15 protein-coding genes are annotated in these 15,798 nt (G+C 66.9%); 12 read left to right on the top strand and 3 right to left on the bottom strand.

Annotated elements, in window-relative coordinates:
- Positions 1–67: 67 nt before the first annotated feature.
- The gene (locus tag ACYVD7_RS01455) at positions 68–640 is read left to right on the top strand and encodes a histidine phosphatase family protein (protein WP_460758364.1); all 573 of its coding nucleotides are present in this window, start codon (positions 68–70) and stop codon (positions 638–640) included.
- A complete protein-coding gene (locus ACYVD7_RS01450; protein WP_460758363.1) occupies positions 637–1,404 on the top strand; it encodes an adenosylcobinamide-GDP ribazoletransferase in 768 nt (255 codons plus the stop codon). Before ACYVD7_RS01455 ends, ACYVD7_RS01450 begins: the two co-directional genes overlap by 4 nt.
- Before the next feature lie 356 nt (positions 1,405–1,760).
- Here ACYVD7_RS01450 and ACYVD7_RS01445 read toward each other — a convergent pair whose 3' ends face one another.
- Together ACYVD7_RS01445 and ybaL are read right to left on the bottom strand one after the other, a co-directional pair.
- Positions 1,761–2,402, bottom strand: coding sequence for a YceH family protein (locus ACYVD7_RS01445; RefSeq protein WP_460758361.1), 642 nt, complete (start codon positions 2,400–2,402; stop codon positions 1,761–1,763).
- A gap of 10 nt (positions 2,403–2,412) precedes the next feature.
- Positions 2,413–4,092, bottom strand: a complete 1,680-nt coding sequence (gene ybaL / locus ACYVD7_RS01440) for a YbaL family putative K(+) efflux transporter (protein WP_460758359.1) — start codon at positions 4,090–4,092, stop codon at positions 2,413–2,415.
- A 242-nt stretch (positions 4,093–4,334) separates the two neighbouring features.
- On the opposite strand from ybaL, the gene ACYVD7_RS01435 reads away from it, so the two are divergent.
- Together ACYVD7_RS01435 and ACYVD7_RS01430 are read left to right on the top strand one after the other, a co-directional pair.
- The gene (locus ACYVD7_RS01435) at positions 4,335–6,200 is read left to right on the top strand and encodes an ABC-F family ATP-binding cassette domain-containing protein (RefSeq protein ID WP_460758357.1); all 1,866 of its coding nucleotides are present in this window, start codon (positions 4,335–4,337) and stop codon (positions 6,198–6,200) included.
- Between the two features lie 316 nt (positions 6,201–6,516).
- Entirely contained in the window at positions 6,517–6,813 is a 297-nt protein-coding gene (locus tag ACYVD7_RS01430) for an FmdB family zinc ribbon protein (protein ID WP_460758354.1), read from the top strand.
- A 127-nt stretch (positions 6,814–6,940) separates the two neighbouring features.
- Here the strand turns inward: ACYVD7_RS01430 and ACYVD7_RS01425 are convergent, their stop codons facing one another.
- Positions 6,941–8,095 carry a DUF3011 domain-containing protein gene (locus tag ACYVD7_RS01425; protein ID WP_460758352.1) on the bottom strand — a complete coding sequence of 385 codons (1,155 nt, stop codon included), beginning with the start codon at positions 8,093–8,095 and terminating at the stop codon, positions 6,941–6,943.
- A gap of 235 nt (positions 8,096–8,330) precedes the next feature.
- Between ACYVD7_RS01425 and aspS the strand changes: the two genes are divergently transcribed.
- The 8 genes from aspS to ACYVD7_RS01385 all read left to right on the top strand — a co-directional run bounded on the left by aspS (position 8,331) and on the right by ACYVD7_RS01385 (position 15,726).
- Positions 8,331–10,127, top strand: a complete 1,797-nt coding sequence (gene aspS, locus ACYVD7_RS01420; protein ID WP_460758350.1) for an aspartate--tRNA ligase — start codon at positions 8,331–8,333, stop codon at positions 10,125–10,127.
- A 6-nt stretch (positions 10,128–10,133) separates the two neighbouring features.
- Positions 10,134–10,427: a DNA primase gene (locus ACYVD7_RS01415; RefSeq protein WP_460758349.1), complete on the top strand. Its 294-nt coding sequence runs from the start codon at positions 10,134–10,136 to the stop codon at positions 10,425–10,427.
- Between the two features lie 3 nt (positions 10,428–10,430).
- Positions 10,431–10,946, top strand: coding sequence for a GNAT family N-acetyltransferase (locus ACYVD7_RS01410; protein WP_460758346.1), 516 nt, complete (start codon positions 10,431–10,433; stop codon positions 10,944–10,946).
- Between the two features lie 162 nt (positions 10,947–11,108).
- Positions 11,109–11,714 (top strand): alpha/beta hydrolase, encoded by a 606-nt coding sequence (locus ACYVD7_RS01405; RefSeq protein ID WP_460758345.1) that lies wholly within the window; start codon positions 11,109–11,111, stop codon positions 11,712–11,714.
- A gap of 155 nt (positions 11,715–11,869) precedes the next feature.
- Positions 11,870–12,601 (top strand): YebC/PmpR family DNA-binding transcriptional regulator, encoded by a 732-nt coding sequence (locus ACYVD7_RS01400; protein ID WP_460758343.1) that lies wholly within the window; start codon positions 11,870–11,872, stop codon positions 12,599–12,601.
- 69 nt (positions 12,602–12,670) lie between these two features.
- Entirely contained in the window at positions 12,671–13,192 is a 522-nt protein-coding gene (gene ruvC, locus ACYVD7_RS01395) for a crossover junction endodeoxyribonuclease RuvC (RefSeq protein ID WP_460758341.1), read from the top strand.
- Positions 13,189–13,779: a Holliday junction branch migration protein RuvA gene (ruvA, locus tag ACYVD7_RS01390; protein WP_460758340.1), complete on the top strand. Its 591-nt coding sequence runs from the start codon at positions 13,189–13,191 to the stop codon at positions 13,777–13,779. Before ruvC ends, ruvA begins: the two co-directional genes overlap by 4 nt.
- A 36-nt stretch (positions 13,780–13,815) precedes the next feature.
- Positions 13,816–15,726, top strand: coding sequence for a potassium transporter Kup (locus ACYVD7_RS01385; protein WP_460758338.1), 1,911 nt, complete (start codon positions 13,816–13,818; stop codon positions 15,724–15,726).
- Positions 15,727–15,798: the final 72 nt, after the last annotated feature.

Genomic DNA, 15,798 nt, shown 5'->3' with positions numbered 1-15,798 from the left:
ATGCGCACCAGTATTCGCGAGTGCTTGCGCCGCGATTGGTGGCCGGCCGGCGCTGCATGTCGACCTGATGCGGCATGGCGATACGGGCCGGCGCGGCTTCCGTGGTCGCATCGATGACGCGCTGGTTCCCGAGGGCTGGCAGCAGATGCGTGCCGCCGTGGCAGGCGTGGAATGGGATGCGATCTTCACTTCGCCGCTGCGACGTTGCAGCGAATTCGCGCGGGAACTCGCGGTGCAGCGCGCCATCACGCTGCACGAGGATGAGCGTCTCATCGAGTACGACTCCGGTGAATGGCAGTCGCTGTCCATGGAGGAGCTCGCCGATCTGCACGGCGACGCGCTGACGCGATTCTGGGCTGATCCGGTTGCGAACCCACCGCCCGGGGGCGAATCGATGTCCGGCTTCCAGGCGCGACTGACGGATGCGCTTGACGCAATTGCGCGCACGACCGTCGATGCGGCATCCGGTCGCGCGTCACCTCGCGTCCTGGTGGTCACGCACGGCGGCGCCATCCGCCTGCTGCGGTGCCTCGAAGCGGGCAGGGCATTGCAGGAAATGAGCGCCATCGACGTGCCGCACGCCAGCATTCACCGCATGGGCTGGCCTGCAATGGCCACGAACCACGGGACGCAAGCGTGATGCGCGCGCTGCTGCACGCCATCGGCTTCCTGACGCGCATCCCGGTTCCCATCGGGGTGTTCGATGACCCGCGGGCCAGGTCTGCATCGCTGGCGTGGTATCCGCTGGTCGGACTCCTGCTGGGTGCATTGCTCGCCGCGCTGGCGTGGCTGCTGCGCGACGTTCCGCCGCTGTTGTCGGCCGCGCTGGTGGTGCTCGCATGGGTCGCACTTACCGGAGCCCTGCACCTGGACGGCCTGGCTGACAGCGCGGACGCCTGGATCGGCGGGCTCGGCGACCGCGAGCGCACGTTGGCGATCATGAAAGACCCGCGATGCGGACCGGCGGGCGTGGTCGCGCTGGTGCTCGTGCTGTTGTTGAAGTTCGCCGCGCTCGCAAGTCTGTCCGCTAGCTCATCGTTTCTGATCGTGCTCGCGCCCCTGCTGGCGCGGACGGCGTTGACGCTCGCCTTCATCTCCACGCCCTACGTGCGCGCTGGCGGATTGGGCGGCGCGCTGGTGAATGCGCCGCGCGTGGCCTGTATCTGCGCCGTGCTCGCAGGCACGGGCGCGTCCGTGGCGACGGTTGTCGTGGGAAGTTGGGCGGGCGCGGTGTCTTGCGCGGTGGCGTTGCTGGTATTCGTGCTGTGGCGTCGCGCCTGCCTGCGTCGCATCGACGGCATCACCGGCGATACCGCCGGTGCGCTCGCGGAGCTGATCGAAGCCGCCGTTCTGGTGACCCTGGCGATCGTCCAGGCAATCGGTCAGGCCACGCAATCCGTGTAAGTAGGTGTCAGGGCGCTGGTGATCTGATCAAGCTTGGAGTCTCAGTGCCTGTCGGCCGGGACTGTTCTGCCTCATCAGTCAGACCTTTTGTCCCTCAAGCGAGACTTTTTGCGTCTCGGGCGGGGCTTACTACCCTCTCGCGAGAGACTTTTTGTTCCTCGACCGGGCTCACCTGTTCCTCGGACGAGACTTTCTCGGGCTCGGTTGGGACTCGCCGTCCCTCGGGCAAGACTTTTTGGCCTTCGGGCGGGACTTTTTGTCCCTCAGTCGGGGCTCGCGCACTCCTCGCCAGCGACTTTTTGTCGCCCCGTTGCGGGTGCTGAGCCTCTCATCCCGCGAGCGACTTCCCCGGGAACTCAGGAGTCGTCGCGTGGCGCCAGCGCGGCAAGACGCGCTTCCAGCTCGGCCACGCGCGACTCCAGCTCCGCCACGCGTTCGGCCAGCCCCGTAGACGCCGCCGACGAGACAACCGCTTCAGCGGCCATCGACTCCAGGTCCGGCGTGCCGCACAGCAGGTGTGCATAGCGATCCCCGCGTTGTCCCGACTGGCGCGGCAGGGCCATCGCCAGGCCGCGGGTACACAGGCGTTCCAGCGCGTGCTGGGCGTCGTCGGTGGATTCGAACTTCGCCATGCGATCGCTGCGGGCCAGCAACTCGTGCAGCGTCTGCGGTCCACGCAGCATCAGCAGCGCGAGCAATGCGCATTGGGGGCGGGTGATTTCCAGCACGCGCTCGACGCGGTGCGAATAGCGCTCCGAGCGTGCCGAATGCTGCGATTTCACCCAGCCCTTGGGTTCGAGGTGGCGCAAGGCGTGGGCGACTTCGCCCTGTTCCAGCTCCATGATCGGTTCGCGCGCCGTCTTCTGGTTGCAGCCGGTCACGATCGCGTTGAGCGTGAGCGGATAGGCGTCGGGCGTGGCGGCTTCCTTCTCGACCAGGCAGCCCAGGATGCGTGCGTCGATGGCGGTCAGGCGCGGTTCGTTGGTGGTGTCCTGCATGTGCGAGGTCTCAGATGGGGGCCGGCGGAAGATGCCGCGTGCCACGGTAGGGTGGGGTGGCCATCACCATCTCGGCGAAGCTGTGCGCCAGTTCGCGCTCAGCCATCACGGTGGCGTCGGCGCCATGTTCGAGCAGGTGCTTGACCTCGGTGTCGCTGTGGCCGCGCGCGACGATGCTCAGTTCGGGATTCAACCTGCGCAATGTTGCGATGATCTCGCCGGCTTCCAGCGCATTGGGGATCGCCAGCAATGCCATGTGCGCACGGTCGGATGCGGCTTCGCGGAGCACGGCTTCGTTGACGGCATTGCCACGGACTGCGGGGAAGCCGTCGGCGCGCGCGCGATCGATCAGGTGGTCCTCGCCATCGACCACCACCAGCGGAACGCCATGCTCGTGCAGCACGCGCGCGAGCTCGCGACCCACGCGTCCGTAGCCGACCAGCAGCACGTGGTCGCGGATGTCTGCGGGAATCGCCGCGACCTTGTCCGCTGCCTCGCGCGTGCGCCGGGCCTCGGCCGCGTTGCGCCGATCCAGCCACGCCATCAGCACCGGGTTGAAGGTGATCGAGAGCAGGGCGCCGGCGAGGATCAGGTCCTGTCCCGCCGTGGGCAGCACGCCCAGGTGCACGCCGAGTCCGGCGAGGATGAAAGAGAACTCGCCGATCTGCGACAGGCTGAAGGCCAGCAGCAGCGCGGTGGCGTTGGGCTTGCCGAGCGCCCGCGCGACTACCCATGCGGCAAGCCCGTTGCCGACGACCACTACCCCGAACGTCGCCAGCACCTGCACCGGGCGTTCGACCAGGATCGACGGATTGAACAGCATGCCGACGGAGACGAAGAACAACACCGCGAACGCGTCGCGCAGCGGCAGCGTCTCGGTGGCGGCCTGGTGGCTGAATTCGGATTCGTTCAACAACAATCCGGCGAAGAACGCACCCAACGCGAAGGACACGCCGAACAGCTCCGCCGATCCGAACGCCACGCCCAGCGCGATGGCGAGGATGCACAGCGTGAACAACTCGCGCGACCCAGTGCCGGCAACGCGTTCGAGGATCCACGGCACCACGCGACGGCCGACGATCAGCATCACCGCGATGAAGGCGCCAACCTTGAACAGCGTAATGAACAGCGCCGACAGCACTTCGACGCCGTCGCCACCTTCGCCCTTGAGCAAGCCCACCATGGCCGGCAGCAGCACCAGCACCAGCACCATCACCAGGTCTTCGACGATCAGCCAGCCCACCGCGATGCGACCGCGGCCGGTATCGAGCAGGCGACGTTCTTCCAGCGCGCGCAGCACCACCACGGTGCTGGCGACCGACAGCGCCAGTCCGAACACCAGGCCCGCGCCGTTGTTCCAGCCGAACCAGCGTGCCAGGCCCCAGCCCAGCAGCGACACGAACACGATCTGCGCGACGGCGCCCGGCACCGCGATCGCTTTCACGTCCAGCAGGTCGCGCAGCGAGAAATGCAGGCCGACACCGAACATCAGCAGGATCACGCCGATCTCGGCCAGCTGCGGCGCCAGCGTCGGATCGCCGACAAAGCCCGGGGTGAACGGCCCGGCGATGATCCCGGCGACGAGATAGCCCACCAGCGGCGACATGCGCAGTCGCTGCGCCAGCGCACCGAACACGAAGGCGAGGCCGAAGCCGGCGACGAGGATGGCGATGAGGGAGGTGTGGTGCATTGGACTCCTGGGTTCGGGGCGGGCCTGGGTAGGCGGCCGGTGAAACGGTTGGGTCCCTCCCCTGCGCTCAGCGCGGGGAGGGTTGGGGGTGGGGGCGAACGCCGCAGGCTCGAAGCTTTCGCGTCGTCCTGCCCCCATTCCGGCCTTCCCCCGCAAAGGGGGAGGGGAGAAAAGGCGCTGCCTGGGCCTTCCCCGGTAAACGAGGGAAGGGAAAAGGCGCTGCTCGCCCTACAATACCGCCCATGATCGCTTTTCGTGATTTCGCCCTGCGCCGGGGCGAACGCCTCCTTTTGTCCAACGTCGACCTGACCCTGCACGCCGGCTGGCGCGTGGGCGTGATCGGCCGCAACGGTACCGGCAAGTCCTCGCTGTTCGCGGCGATCCAGGGTGAAGTCGAAGCCGACCGCGGCGACATCGACGTCCCTGCGCGCGTGCGCATCGCCAGCGTCGCGCAGGAAACGCCGGCGCTGGACGATCCCGCGCTCGACTTCGTCCTGTCCGGCGATGCCGTCGTGCACGCCGTGCTGCGCGCCGAGCGCGAAGCGATGGAGCGCGAGGACTGGGAAGCCGTCGCCGAAGCGCACCACAAGCTGGAGGAAATCGGCGGCTACGACGCCACCGCGCGCGCCGGCAAGCTGCTGCACGGGCTGGGCTTCACCGCCGACACCCACGAACGCGCGGTGAAGGAATTCTCCGGCGGCTGGCGCGTGCGCCTGAACCTCGCGCGTGCACTGATGACGCCGAGCGACCTGCTGCTGCTCGACGAACCGACCAACCACCTCGACCTCGACGCGGTGCTGTGGCTGGAGCAGTGGCTGCTGAAGTATCCCGGCACGCTGCTGCTGATCTCGCACGACCGCGAATTCCTCGACGAGATCACCACCCACACGCTGCACCTGCACGACGGCAAGGGCAAGCTCTATACCGGCGATTACACCTCGTTCGAGCGCCAGCGCTCCGAACACCTGCGCCTGCAGCAGATCACGCACGAAAAGGTCCAGGCCGAGCGCGCGCACCTGCAGAGCTTCATCGACCGTTTCAGCGCCAGCGCGGCGAAGGCCAAGCAGGCGCAATCGCGCGTCAAGCGCCTGGCCAAGATGGCCGACACCGAGGCGGTGCGCATCGAGCGCGCGTTGCGCATCGAGTTCCCGGCGCCGGCGAAGCTGCCGCACGCGCTGCTGCGCGTGACCGAGGCCGATTGCGGGTACGGCGAGCCGGCTTCCAAAGCGCATGTCGTCCTGCACCAGATCGGTTTCATCCTCGAAGCCGGCGACCGCGTCGCACTGCTCGGTCCGAACGGCGCCGGCAAGTCGACGCTGGTGAAGTCGCTGGTCGGCGAGTTGCCGCTGCTGGGCGGTGAGCGCGGCGGCCATCCCGACCTGCGCATCGGCTATTTCGCCCAGCACACAGTGGAGTCGCTGCGCGAAGGCACCACCGCGATCGACCACCTGGCCGACATCGCGCCGGGTGTCGCCACGCAGCAGCTGCGCGACTTCCTTGGCAAGTGGAACTTCCCCGGAGACCGTGCCTTCGAAAAGGTCGACGTCTTCTCCGGTGGCGAACGCGCGCGCCTGGCGCTGGCCCTGATTGCCTGGCGCAGGCCGAACGTGCTGCTGCTCGACGAGCCGACGAACCACCTCGACCTCGACATGCGCGAAGCGTTGGCCGAGGCGCTGAGTACCTTCGACGGCGCGATCGTGCTCGTGTCGCACGACCGCCACCTGATCGGCCTGGTCTGCGACACCTTCTGGCGCGTGGCCGATGGCGTGGCGCAGCCGTTCGATGGCGATCTCGACGCCTACGCGGTGTGGCTGCGTACGCGCGACGCCTCGGACAACCGGCCGAAGGCGTTTGCGAAGGCCGCTCCTGCGCCCGCCGTGGCTGCTTCGAAGAAAAAGCCGCCGAACCCGCACAAACTCGCCCAGGCCGAGGCGCGCGTCGCCGAACTGGAGTCGAAGCTGCACGCCATCGACATGGACCTCGCCGATCCGGACGTCTATGCGGACGGCGGCACCAATGCGAACGAGCTCTCGCGCCAGCGCGAGGCGATGGCGGCCGATCTGGCGCGTGCGGAAGAGGAACTGCTGGCGCTGTACGACGGCGCCTGACCGGGTTCCGGCGCAGGCATCGGCAGCGGCGAGGTTGTGGGGAGTGGGCCCGGGCCCACCCTTCGCGCCGGGATCGAACTTCACGCCGCTGACCAGGAATTGGTTGGCGGCGACCGGAAAGTGGTTGCCGCATCCGGAAATTGGTTGTCGGCGCCCGGAACGTGGCTGCCGACAACCGGTAAATGGTCGCAGCGCAACTTTGAAAGCTTCCCGGACCCGCCGCGACCGCAGCCCATGCCCAGGGGCCGCGATCCAGCTTGAAACCGTGTTCCCGATCCCCATCCTTAGTGCCTCCTGTCGCGCTGCGTCCCTGCCCATGCCGATCTACGCCTTCGAGTGCGCCGCCTGCGGCCACAGCTTCGACCGCCTGCAGAAGATGTCCGACCCGGACCCAGCGGCGTGCCCGACATGCAGCCAGCCGGAAGTGCGTCGTCAGCTGACCGCCCCCCAGTTCCGCCTGTCCGGCGGTGGCTGGTACGAGACCGACTTCAAGAAGGAAGGCGACAAGAAGCGCAACCTGGCCGGCGAGGGCACTGCGTCCTCCGGTGGCGACGCCAAGCCGGCGGAAAAGAAGGCCGACTCGGCGCCCAAGGTCGAGCCGAAGCCGGCCTGACCCTCCGCCCGCGCGGATCCAGCGTCCGCCCGCCCCGACGGGTGCTGATCAGAAAAAACGGCGGCCCGCCTTCGCGAGCCGCCGTTTTCATTGCGCAAGTCATTGCGCCTGGAGTGCGGGGCTGGGCTCAGTTGCCGAAGATCGCCCGGCAGCCGTGGCTCACCCAGATCGTGTTGTTGTCGACCATGCCCCAGGTGCGGCCGCTCACGCAGGGCTCGTTCGAGAGCTGCCGTTGCAGGCGCGGCCGGCCCTGGCCAGGCGGCCACTGGCAGGTGTTGGAGCGGCCGTTGACGCTGGAGCAGCTCACCGTGCGGTTGCCGGTGCCCCAGCCGCCGCCGTTGTTGTAGCCGTCGGGTGCGAACTCACCCCGGCAGCCGCGGCTGACATGGACCGTGCCGGGACGGGCGCTCCAGGTCTGGCCTTCGACGCAGCGCGACTCCGACAGCTGGCGGACCAGGCGGGTACCGCCGGACCACGGCGTGTTGCAGGTACGCGGGCTGCTGCGGGTGCTCTCGCACCGGATGCTGCCGCCCTGGCCGTAGCCGGGATCGGCGTTGTAGTCGGCCGCGAAATCGGCACGGCAGCCGCCCCAGACAGAGACCTCGTTGTACTGCGAGGTCCAGTTCCGGCCTTCGACGCAGCGGGTATCGGACAGTTGGCGCGCCACGCGGGAACGGCCTTCCCACGGCGTGCGGCAACTGCGCTGGCGGTTGTCGGTGCTCTCGCAGCGGATCTGGCCGCCGGCGATCGGGCCGTCCTGGTTGTCTTCGGCGAATTCGGCGCGGCAGCCGGCCCAGACGGTCACCTCACCGTAGTTGGAGGACCAGTTACGGCCTTCGTCGCAGCGACTGTCGGACAGGCGGCGGACGATCCGCGACCGGCCCTGCCACGGCGTGCGGCAGTTGCGGGTCCGGTTGTCGGTGCTTTCGCAGCGGATGCTGCTGCCGTTGCCGGGGTAATAGCCGCCATTGCCGGGGTTGTACCCGCCACCGCTGTTGTCGGCCAGCGACTGGGCGATGTCCTGCTTGATCCGGCTGAAATTCCAGTCGGAACGGTTGACCTGGTCGAGGTAGAACCGCAGCTGGTCGTCGGGGATGCGACGGCCGCCGGACTGTTCCAGGAATTCCTGGCCGATCACCCGGACCTGGTCGTTGTAGGCCAGCTGGCGCAGGTTTTCGGGGGCATAGGCCTTGGCCGTCACCCGCTGGGCGGCGGCTGGCATCGCCATCGGCAGGGCCAGCAGGCAGAACGCCACCAGCAGCGGTTTCAGCAAAATTTTCATGTCGATCCCCTTATTCGATTGAATCGTGTTCGATTGAACCGCGTCCGATTGAACACCCTGAGGTGGCCGTCCCGGGAGGCTGCTCCCGCATGGCCCGGCGATACCTCAACCCGCCGTGCCACAGTAATCCGCCACTGCCGTTAAAATGCCGTGTTCCCTGCGCCCGGCCCACCGCCGAGCCCTTAGTTCGTGGACCACTTGTCCGGCCCCGCCGAATGTACCTTCCGGAGTTTCCATGCGTACCCACTTCTGCGGCCTCATCGATGAGGCCCTGGTCGGCCAGACCGTCACGCTTTGCGGCTGGGCCGACGTTGCCCGCAACCTCGGCGGCCTGTGCTTCATCGATCTTCGCGACCATGAAGGCATCGTGCAGATCGTCGCTGAACCGGATGCCAACATCGCGGGCAATGCCGAAGCGATCGCAGCTGCCGCTCAGGTTGGCTACGAGGACTGCCTGCGCATCACCGGCGTCGTGCGTGCGCGCCACGCGGTGAACGACAAGATCCGCACCGGCAAGGTCGAAGTCGTCGCGACAAAGATCGAGCTGCTCAACAAGGCCGAGCCGCTGCCGTTCCATTCCCACGAAAATGCGGGCGAGGACATCCGCCTGAAGTACCGCTACCTCGACCTGCGCACGCCCGACATGCAGCGCAGGATGCGCACGCGCACGAAGCTGGTCTCGGCGCTGCGTCGTTACCTCGACGAGCGAAATTTCCAGGACATCGAGACCCCGATCCTGACCAAGGCGACGCCGGAAGGCGCGCGCGACTTCCTCGTTCCCGCGCGCATGCATCCGGGCGAGTTCTACGCGCTGCCGCAGTCGCCGCAGCTGTTCAAGCAGATCCTGATGATGGCGGGCTTCGATCGCTACTACCAGATCGCGCGATGCTTCCGCGACGAAGCCCTGCGTGCCGATCGCCAGCTCGAGTTCACCCAGCTCGACATGGAGTTCGCGTGGGTCTCCGAGCGCGACGTGCAGGACCTCACCGAGGAGATGATCCGCGTCGTGTTCCGCGACGTGATGGGCGTCGAGCTGGCCGCGCCAAATGAGCAGTTCCCGCGCATGACCTACGCCGAAGCCATGCGTCGTTACGGTTCGGACAAACCCGACCTGCGCAACCCGATGGAATTCGTCGACGTTGCCGAGTTGGTGAAGTCGTGCGAGTTCAAGGTCTTCACCGACTGGGCGAACCACGATGACGGTCGCGTGGTCGCGCTGCGCGCACCGGGCGGCGCCGTGTTCTCGCGCAAGCAGATCGACGATTACGGCGCGTACGCCGCCAAGTTCGGCGCCAAGGGCCTGGCGTGGATGAAGGTCGAGGACGCATCGAAGGGCCGCGACGGCATCAATTCGCCAATCGCGAAGTTCCTCGACGACGCCACGCTCGCCGCCATCGTGCAGGCCGCCGGCGCGACCACCGGCGACGCGATCTTCTTTGGTGCCGCGACCTACAAGTCCGCGTCCGATTTCATGGGCGCGCTGCGCCTGAAGCTGGGCAAGGACCTGGGCCTCGTCGCTGCGGGCTGGGCGCCGCTGTGGGTGACCGACTTCCCGATGTTCGAGTGGGACGAGGAAGAGGGCCGCTACGTCGCGCTGCATCACCCCTTCACCGCCCCGGCCGTGGATTCGATTGCCGACCTGCGCACCAATGCGAAGACCGCCGTGTCGCGCGGTTACGACATGGTGCTGAACGGCAACGAGATCGGCGGTGGTTCGATCCGCATCCACAATTCGCAGATGCAGAGTGCGGTGTTCGAACTGCTCGGCATCGGTGCGGAAGAGGCGGAGGGCAAGTTCGGCTTCCTGCTCGATGCGCTGAAGTTCGGCGCGCCGCCGCACGGTGGCATCGCCTTCGGCATCGACCGCATCGCCGCGCTGATGGCCGGTACCGAATCGATCCGCGACGTCATCGCGTTCCCGAAGACCACCACCGCGCAATGCCTGATGACCGGCGCGCCGTCGCCGGTGCCGGACGCGCAGCTCGCCGAAGTGCACGTGGCCGTTCGTCCCAAGGCTTCATCGAAGGAATAAGCAGGAATGACTGAAACCGCATTTGCACTTGAGTGGGAAAAGCTGGCCAATGAAGGCGCCGAAGCCGGCCTGGTGACCGAACGCGCCCGCGTGTTCGGCGGTTGGCTGGTACGCGTCGGCAGCGCGCCCAACGCGATGGCCCTGACCTTCGTTCCGGACGGCCAGGGCCGTTGGGATGGCGAGGACTTCGGCGAGGACGACTACGAGTACGAAGAGGACGACGAGGAAGAGTCGGACGAGGAAGAATCCGACGAAGAAGAGGAAGAGGAAGGCGACGAGTCCGACGAAGGAGACGACTGAGCCATGCTCATCCGCCGCGCCGTGCCCACCGATGCCGCCGTACTGGCGGAGCTGGGCGCCCGCACCTTCATCGATGCCTTTGGCCACCTGTATTCCCAGGCGGACCTGCAGGCGTTCCTCGACGAATCGCATTCGGCCGAGGCCTACGCCGCGCTGCTCGCCAGCCCGCAGTACGCGCTCTGGCTGGCCGTGGAAGGCGATGAAGCGCTCGGCTATGCGCTGGCCGGGCCTTGTGGTCTGCCGCACGACGATGCGAAGTCCACCGATGGCGAACTCAAGCGTCTGTACATGAGCGCGTCGGCACAAGGCAGCGGTATCGGCGCCAAGCTGTTCGAGCAGACGCTGGAATGGCTGGAGCGCGACGGCCCACGCACGTTGTGGATCAGTGTGTGGTCGGAGAACCATGGCGCGCAGCGTTTCTACGCGCGCTACGGCTTCGAGAAGGCGGGCGAGTACGAATTCATCGTCGGCCAGCAGCGCGACCATGAATTCATTTTCCGGCGCAATCCGGGCGGCTGAATGGGCTGGACGCGGTGGGCTTGAACGCAGGCGAGCTTGAACGCAGGCGTCATCGCTTGCGGTCGCCAGCTTGAAAACCCTCGCCGCCAACCCGAGCGTAGCGGGTGACCTGTTCGCGCTTTTCCCAGTGACAGGCCACTGTCCACGCGAGGCCTGCCCGACATGACCCAACGCATCATCCTCATCCACGGCATCTGGATGCCCGGCGTCGTCATGGCGTGGCACGCCGCGCGCCTGCGCGAAGCCGGGTTCGCGTGCGAGACCTTCGCCTACCACGGGGTGACGCGTTCGCCCGACGAGGCCGAGACGCGATTGGCCGACCTCCTGGCGCGGTCGCCTTCGCACGTCCTGGCGCATAGCCTGGGCGGAATGATCACCTTGCAGGCGCTGCAACGGCGGCCGGACCTGCCGGTGGAGCGCGTGGTCTGCATGGGCTCGCCACTGCTTGGCAGCCACGCCGTCCACGGCATGCGCCGGCATCCGTGGGCCGCCGCAACCGTGGGGCATAGCGCACCCTTGCTGGAACAGGGGTTCGAGCGCTGGACCGGTGCGGCACAGGTCGGTGCCATCGCCGGGACCCTGCCGCGCGGACTGGGGCACTTGTTCAGCGATATCGAAGGCGAGCACGACGGTTCGGTGTCCGTCACGGAGACGCGGTTGCCGGGCCTGGCCGACCACGCCGTGATCGCGGCCAGTCACAGCGGCATGCTGTTTTCGCCCGAAGCCGCGCGCCTGGCGGTCAAGTTCTTCCGGGAGGGCCGGTTTTGACCGGGTCCGGGTTATCCGGCAACGGGGGGGCTTGAAAAGCCATGGTGACCATGGTCTGCGGCGCGCGGCGGCGCGATGAGTTGGGTCGAGCGCGAAATTGTCCCGCGGCGCGGTAAAATTGCCAGCTTCGTCACAGCACCGGCACGGAAACATCCATGGGTAGAGGCCCTTCCATCGAAGCCCGCAAGAACGCGGTGGACGCCCAGCGCGGCAAGATCTTCACCAAGATCATCCGCGAGATCTCCGTCGCGGCGCGCGCCGGCGGCGGTGACCTGTCCAGCAATCCGCGCTTGCGCACCGCCGTCGACAAGGCGCTCGGTGTCAATATGACCAAGGACGTGATCGAACGCGCGATCAAGAAGGCCACCGGCGAACTCGAAGGCGTGGTGTACGAGGAAATCCGCTACGAAGGCTACGCACCCGGCGGCGTCGCGGTGATCGTCGACTGCCTCACCGACAACAAGGTGCGCACCGTGGCCGACGTGCGCCATGCGTTCGGCAAGTTCGGTGGCAACCTTGGCACCGATGGCTCCGTGTCGTTCATGTTCAAGAAGCTGGGCGTGCTGTCGTACGCGGCGGGCGCCGATGAGGACAAGGTCACCGAAGCGGCAATCGAAGCCGGCGCGGACGACGTTGTCGTCTATCCGGAAGACGGCGCGATCGACGTGATCACCTCGCCCGACGCCTTCGCCGGGGTGAAAGCGGCAATGGAAACGGCCGCGCTCAAGCCCGACCTCGCCGAAGTCACCCTGCGCGCCGACAACGACATCGCGGTCAGCGGCGAGACCGCGCAGCAGGTCGCCAAGCTGCTGCGTTGGCTGGAAGACATGGACGACGTGCAGAACGTCTACTCCAACGCCGACCTGGGCGAGGATGCCTACGCCTGAGGCGTAGACTGTCGTCGTGACCTCAATCCCCGGAACCTCTAGTCCTCGCGCCGTCGGGAACGCCTGCCCGTGACCCGCATCCTGGGGATCGATCCCGGCTCGCAACGCACCGGTGTCGGCATCGTCGATGCCGATGCCACGGGCCGCGCCAAGCACGTCTTCCACGCACCGTTGCTGCTGCTGGGCGAAGGTGAATTCCCGCAACGCCTCAAGCGGTTGCTGGATGGCCTGGCGGACATCATCGAGACCTATCGTCCCGATGAAGTGGCGATCGAAAAAGTATTCATGGCGAAGAATCCCGACTCCGCGCTCAAACTCGGCCAGGCCCGCGGCGCGGCGTTGTGCGCGGCGGTGCTGCGCGACCTGCCGGTGCACGAATACGCCGCCAAGGAGATCAAGCTGGCGGTGGTCGGGCAGGGTGGTGCCGACAAGACGCAGGTCCAGCACATGGTCGGCATCATGCTCAACCTGCAGGGAAAGCTGCAGGCGGATGCGGCCGACGCGCTGGCCGTCGCGATCACGCATGCGCACGTTCGCTCGACCGCGCAGCGGCTCGGCGTCAGCACGAAACAGGCCTGGGGACGCAAATGATCGGTCGATTGAAGGGCCTCCTGGTCCACAAGCAGCCGCCGTGGCTGGTGGTCGACGTCAACGGCGTCGGTTACGAACTCGAAGCGCCGATGAGCACGTTCTACGACCTGCCTGAACTCGGCCGTGAAGTCTCGCTGTTCACCCATTACGCTACGAGGGAAGACAGCGTTTCGCTGTACGGCTTCCTGCGCGAAGGCGAACGCCGGCTGTTCCGCGACGTGCAGCGGGTCAGCGGCATCGGCGCCAAGATCGCGCTGGCCGTGCTGTCGGGCGTGAGCGTGGACGAGTTCGCGCGCATGGTGCAGGCAGGTGATATCACCGCGCTCACGCGCATTCCGGGTATCGGCAAGAAGACCGCCGAACGCATGGTCGTGGAACTGCGCGACCGTGCCGCCGACCTCGCCGGCATCGGCGCGACGCTCAATCCCTCCGGCGCCCCAGCCGATCCGCAATCCGAAGCCGCCATCGCCCTGCAACAGCTGGGCTACAAACCGGCCGAAGCCGTGCGTATGGCCGCTGCCGCCACGGCAGCCGGCGATGACGCCGCCACCATCATCCGCAAAGCGCTAAAGTCCGCGCTTCGCTGACGCCCCGGCGTCCGCGTACAACCATCAGGAAGGCCAATGGCCACCACCAGCAATTCCTCCGATCAAGCGCACGGCCACGGCAACGTCGGCCTCCTTGGCCTGATCGTCGGCGCGATCGGTGTCGTCTTCGGCGACATCGGTACCAGCCCGCTGTACACGATCAAGGAAGCCTTCATCCCGCACTACGGGCTCACGCCCGACCACGCCACGGTGCTGGGCGTGCTGTCGCTGGTGTTCTGGGCGCTGGTGATCGTGGTCACGGTGAAGTACGTGTCGATCATCATGCGCGCCGACAACGAAGGCGAAGGCGGCATCATGGCGTTGATGGCGCTGGCGCAACGCACGTTGCCCAAGGGCTCGCGATCCGCCTACGCGGTGGGCATACTCGGCATCTTCGGTGCGTCGTTGTTCTTCGGCGACGGCGTGATCACGCCCGCAGTGTCCGTGTTGTCCGCGCTGGAAGGCATCGAGGTCGCCGCGCCGAAACTGCACACCTGGATCGTTCCGCTTGCCGTGCTGATCCTGCTCGCGTTGTTCATGACCCAGCGCTACGGCACCGAAAAAGTCGGCAAGGTATTCGGCCCGATCACGATGCTGTGGTTCGCTGCGCTGTCGGCGCTCGGTCTCTACAACATCGGCCACAACCCGGACGTGCTGCACGCCTTCAATCCAATCTGGGCGGTGCGCTTCTTCGCCGAACATGGCTGGCACGGTATTTTCATCCTCGGCGCGGTGGTGCTGGCGGTGACCGGCGGCGAGGCGCTGTACGCCGACATGGGTCACTTCGGCGCGAAACCCATCCGCTATGCCTGGTACTTCTTCGTGCTGCCTGCGCTGATGCTCAACTACCTGGGGCAGGGCGCGCTGGTGCTGGAAAACCCGGAGGCGGTGAAGAACCCCTTCTACATCGGCGTGCCGCAGTGGGCGCTGTACCCGATGATCGCGCTGGCGACCGCGGCAGCGGTGATCGCGTCGCAGGCGGTGATCACCGGCGCGTATTCGGTGGCGCGCCAGGCGATGCAGCTGGGCTACATCCCCCGCATGCTGATCAAGCACACCTCCAAGGACACCATCGGCCAGATCTACATCCCCGGCATCAACTGGACGCTGGCGGTGATGGTGATCGCGCTGGTGCTGACGTTCCGTACGTCGACGGCGCTGGCTTCGGCCTATGGCGTGTCGGTGTCGGGCACGATGCTGATCGACACGTTGCTGCTGGCGCTGGTCGCGCGCGCGACGTGGCCGGATGCGCGGCGCTGGGTGCTGCCGCTGTGCCTGCTGTTCGCGATCATCGAAATCGCCTTCCTGATCGCCAACGGCGTGAAATTCCTCGACGGCGCGTGGGTGCCGGTGGTGCTGGGCATCCTGGTGTTCACCGTGCTGCGCACCTGGCGCCGCGGCCGTGAACTGCTCCATGCGGAAATCCGCAAGGAAGGCATCCAGATCGACACCTTCCTGCCCGGCCTGATGCTGGCGCCGCCGGTGCGCGTACCGGGCACCGCGGTGTTCATGACCGCGCAGACCGGCGTTGTGCCGCACGCACTGCTGCACAACCTCAAGCACAACAAGGTGCTGCACGAGCGCAATGTGTTCCTGACCGCGGAGACACTCAACGTGCCGTACGCGCCGAAGGAAAAGAGGCTGAAGATCGAGTCGATCGGTGGCGAGGACTTCTACCGCGTCATCATCAAGTTCGGTTTCATGGAGACGCCTGACGTGCCGCTGGCGCTGATGCGCAGCTGCGACAAGGGCGGCATCCATTTCGATCCGATGGATACGACGTACTTCGCCAGCCGCGAGACCGTCGTGGCCAGCCGCAACCGAGGCATGCCGGTGTGGCGCGACAAGCTGTTCGCGGTCATGCACCGTAACGCGGCGCCGGCAACGGGTTTCTTCCGGATCCCGGGTAACCGGCTGGTGGAGCTGGGCGCGCAGGTCGAGATCTGATCACTGGCGCTTAGGCGCCCGGAATGGCGCCGAAGTGGACTTTGGCGGCCAGCGGACACGCTGGCCCCGACA

This window comes from Lysobacter fragariae, assembly GCF_054779775.1.
This window is presented reverse-complemented; position numbering and strand designations above follow the sequence as displayed.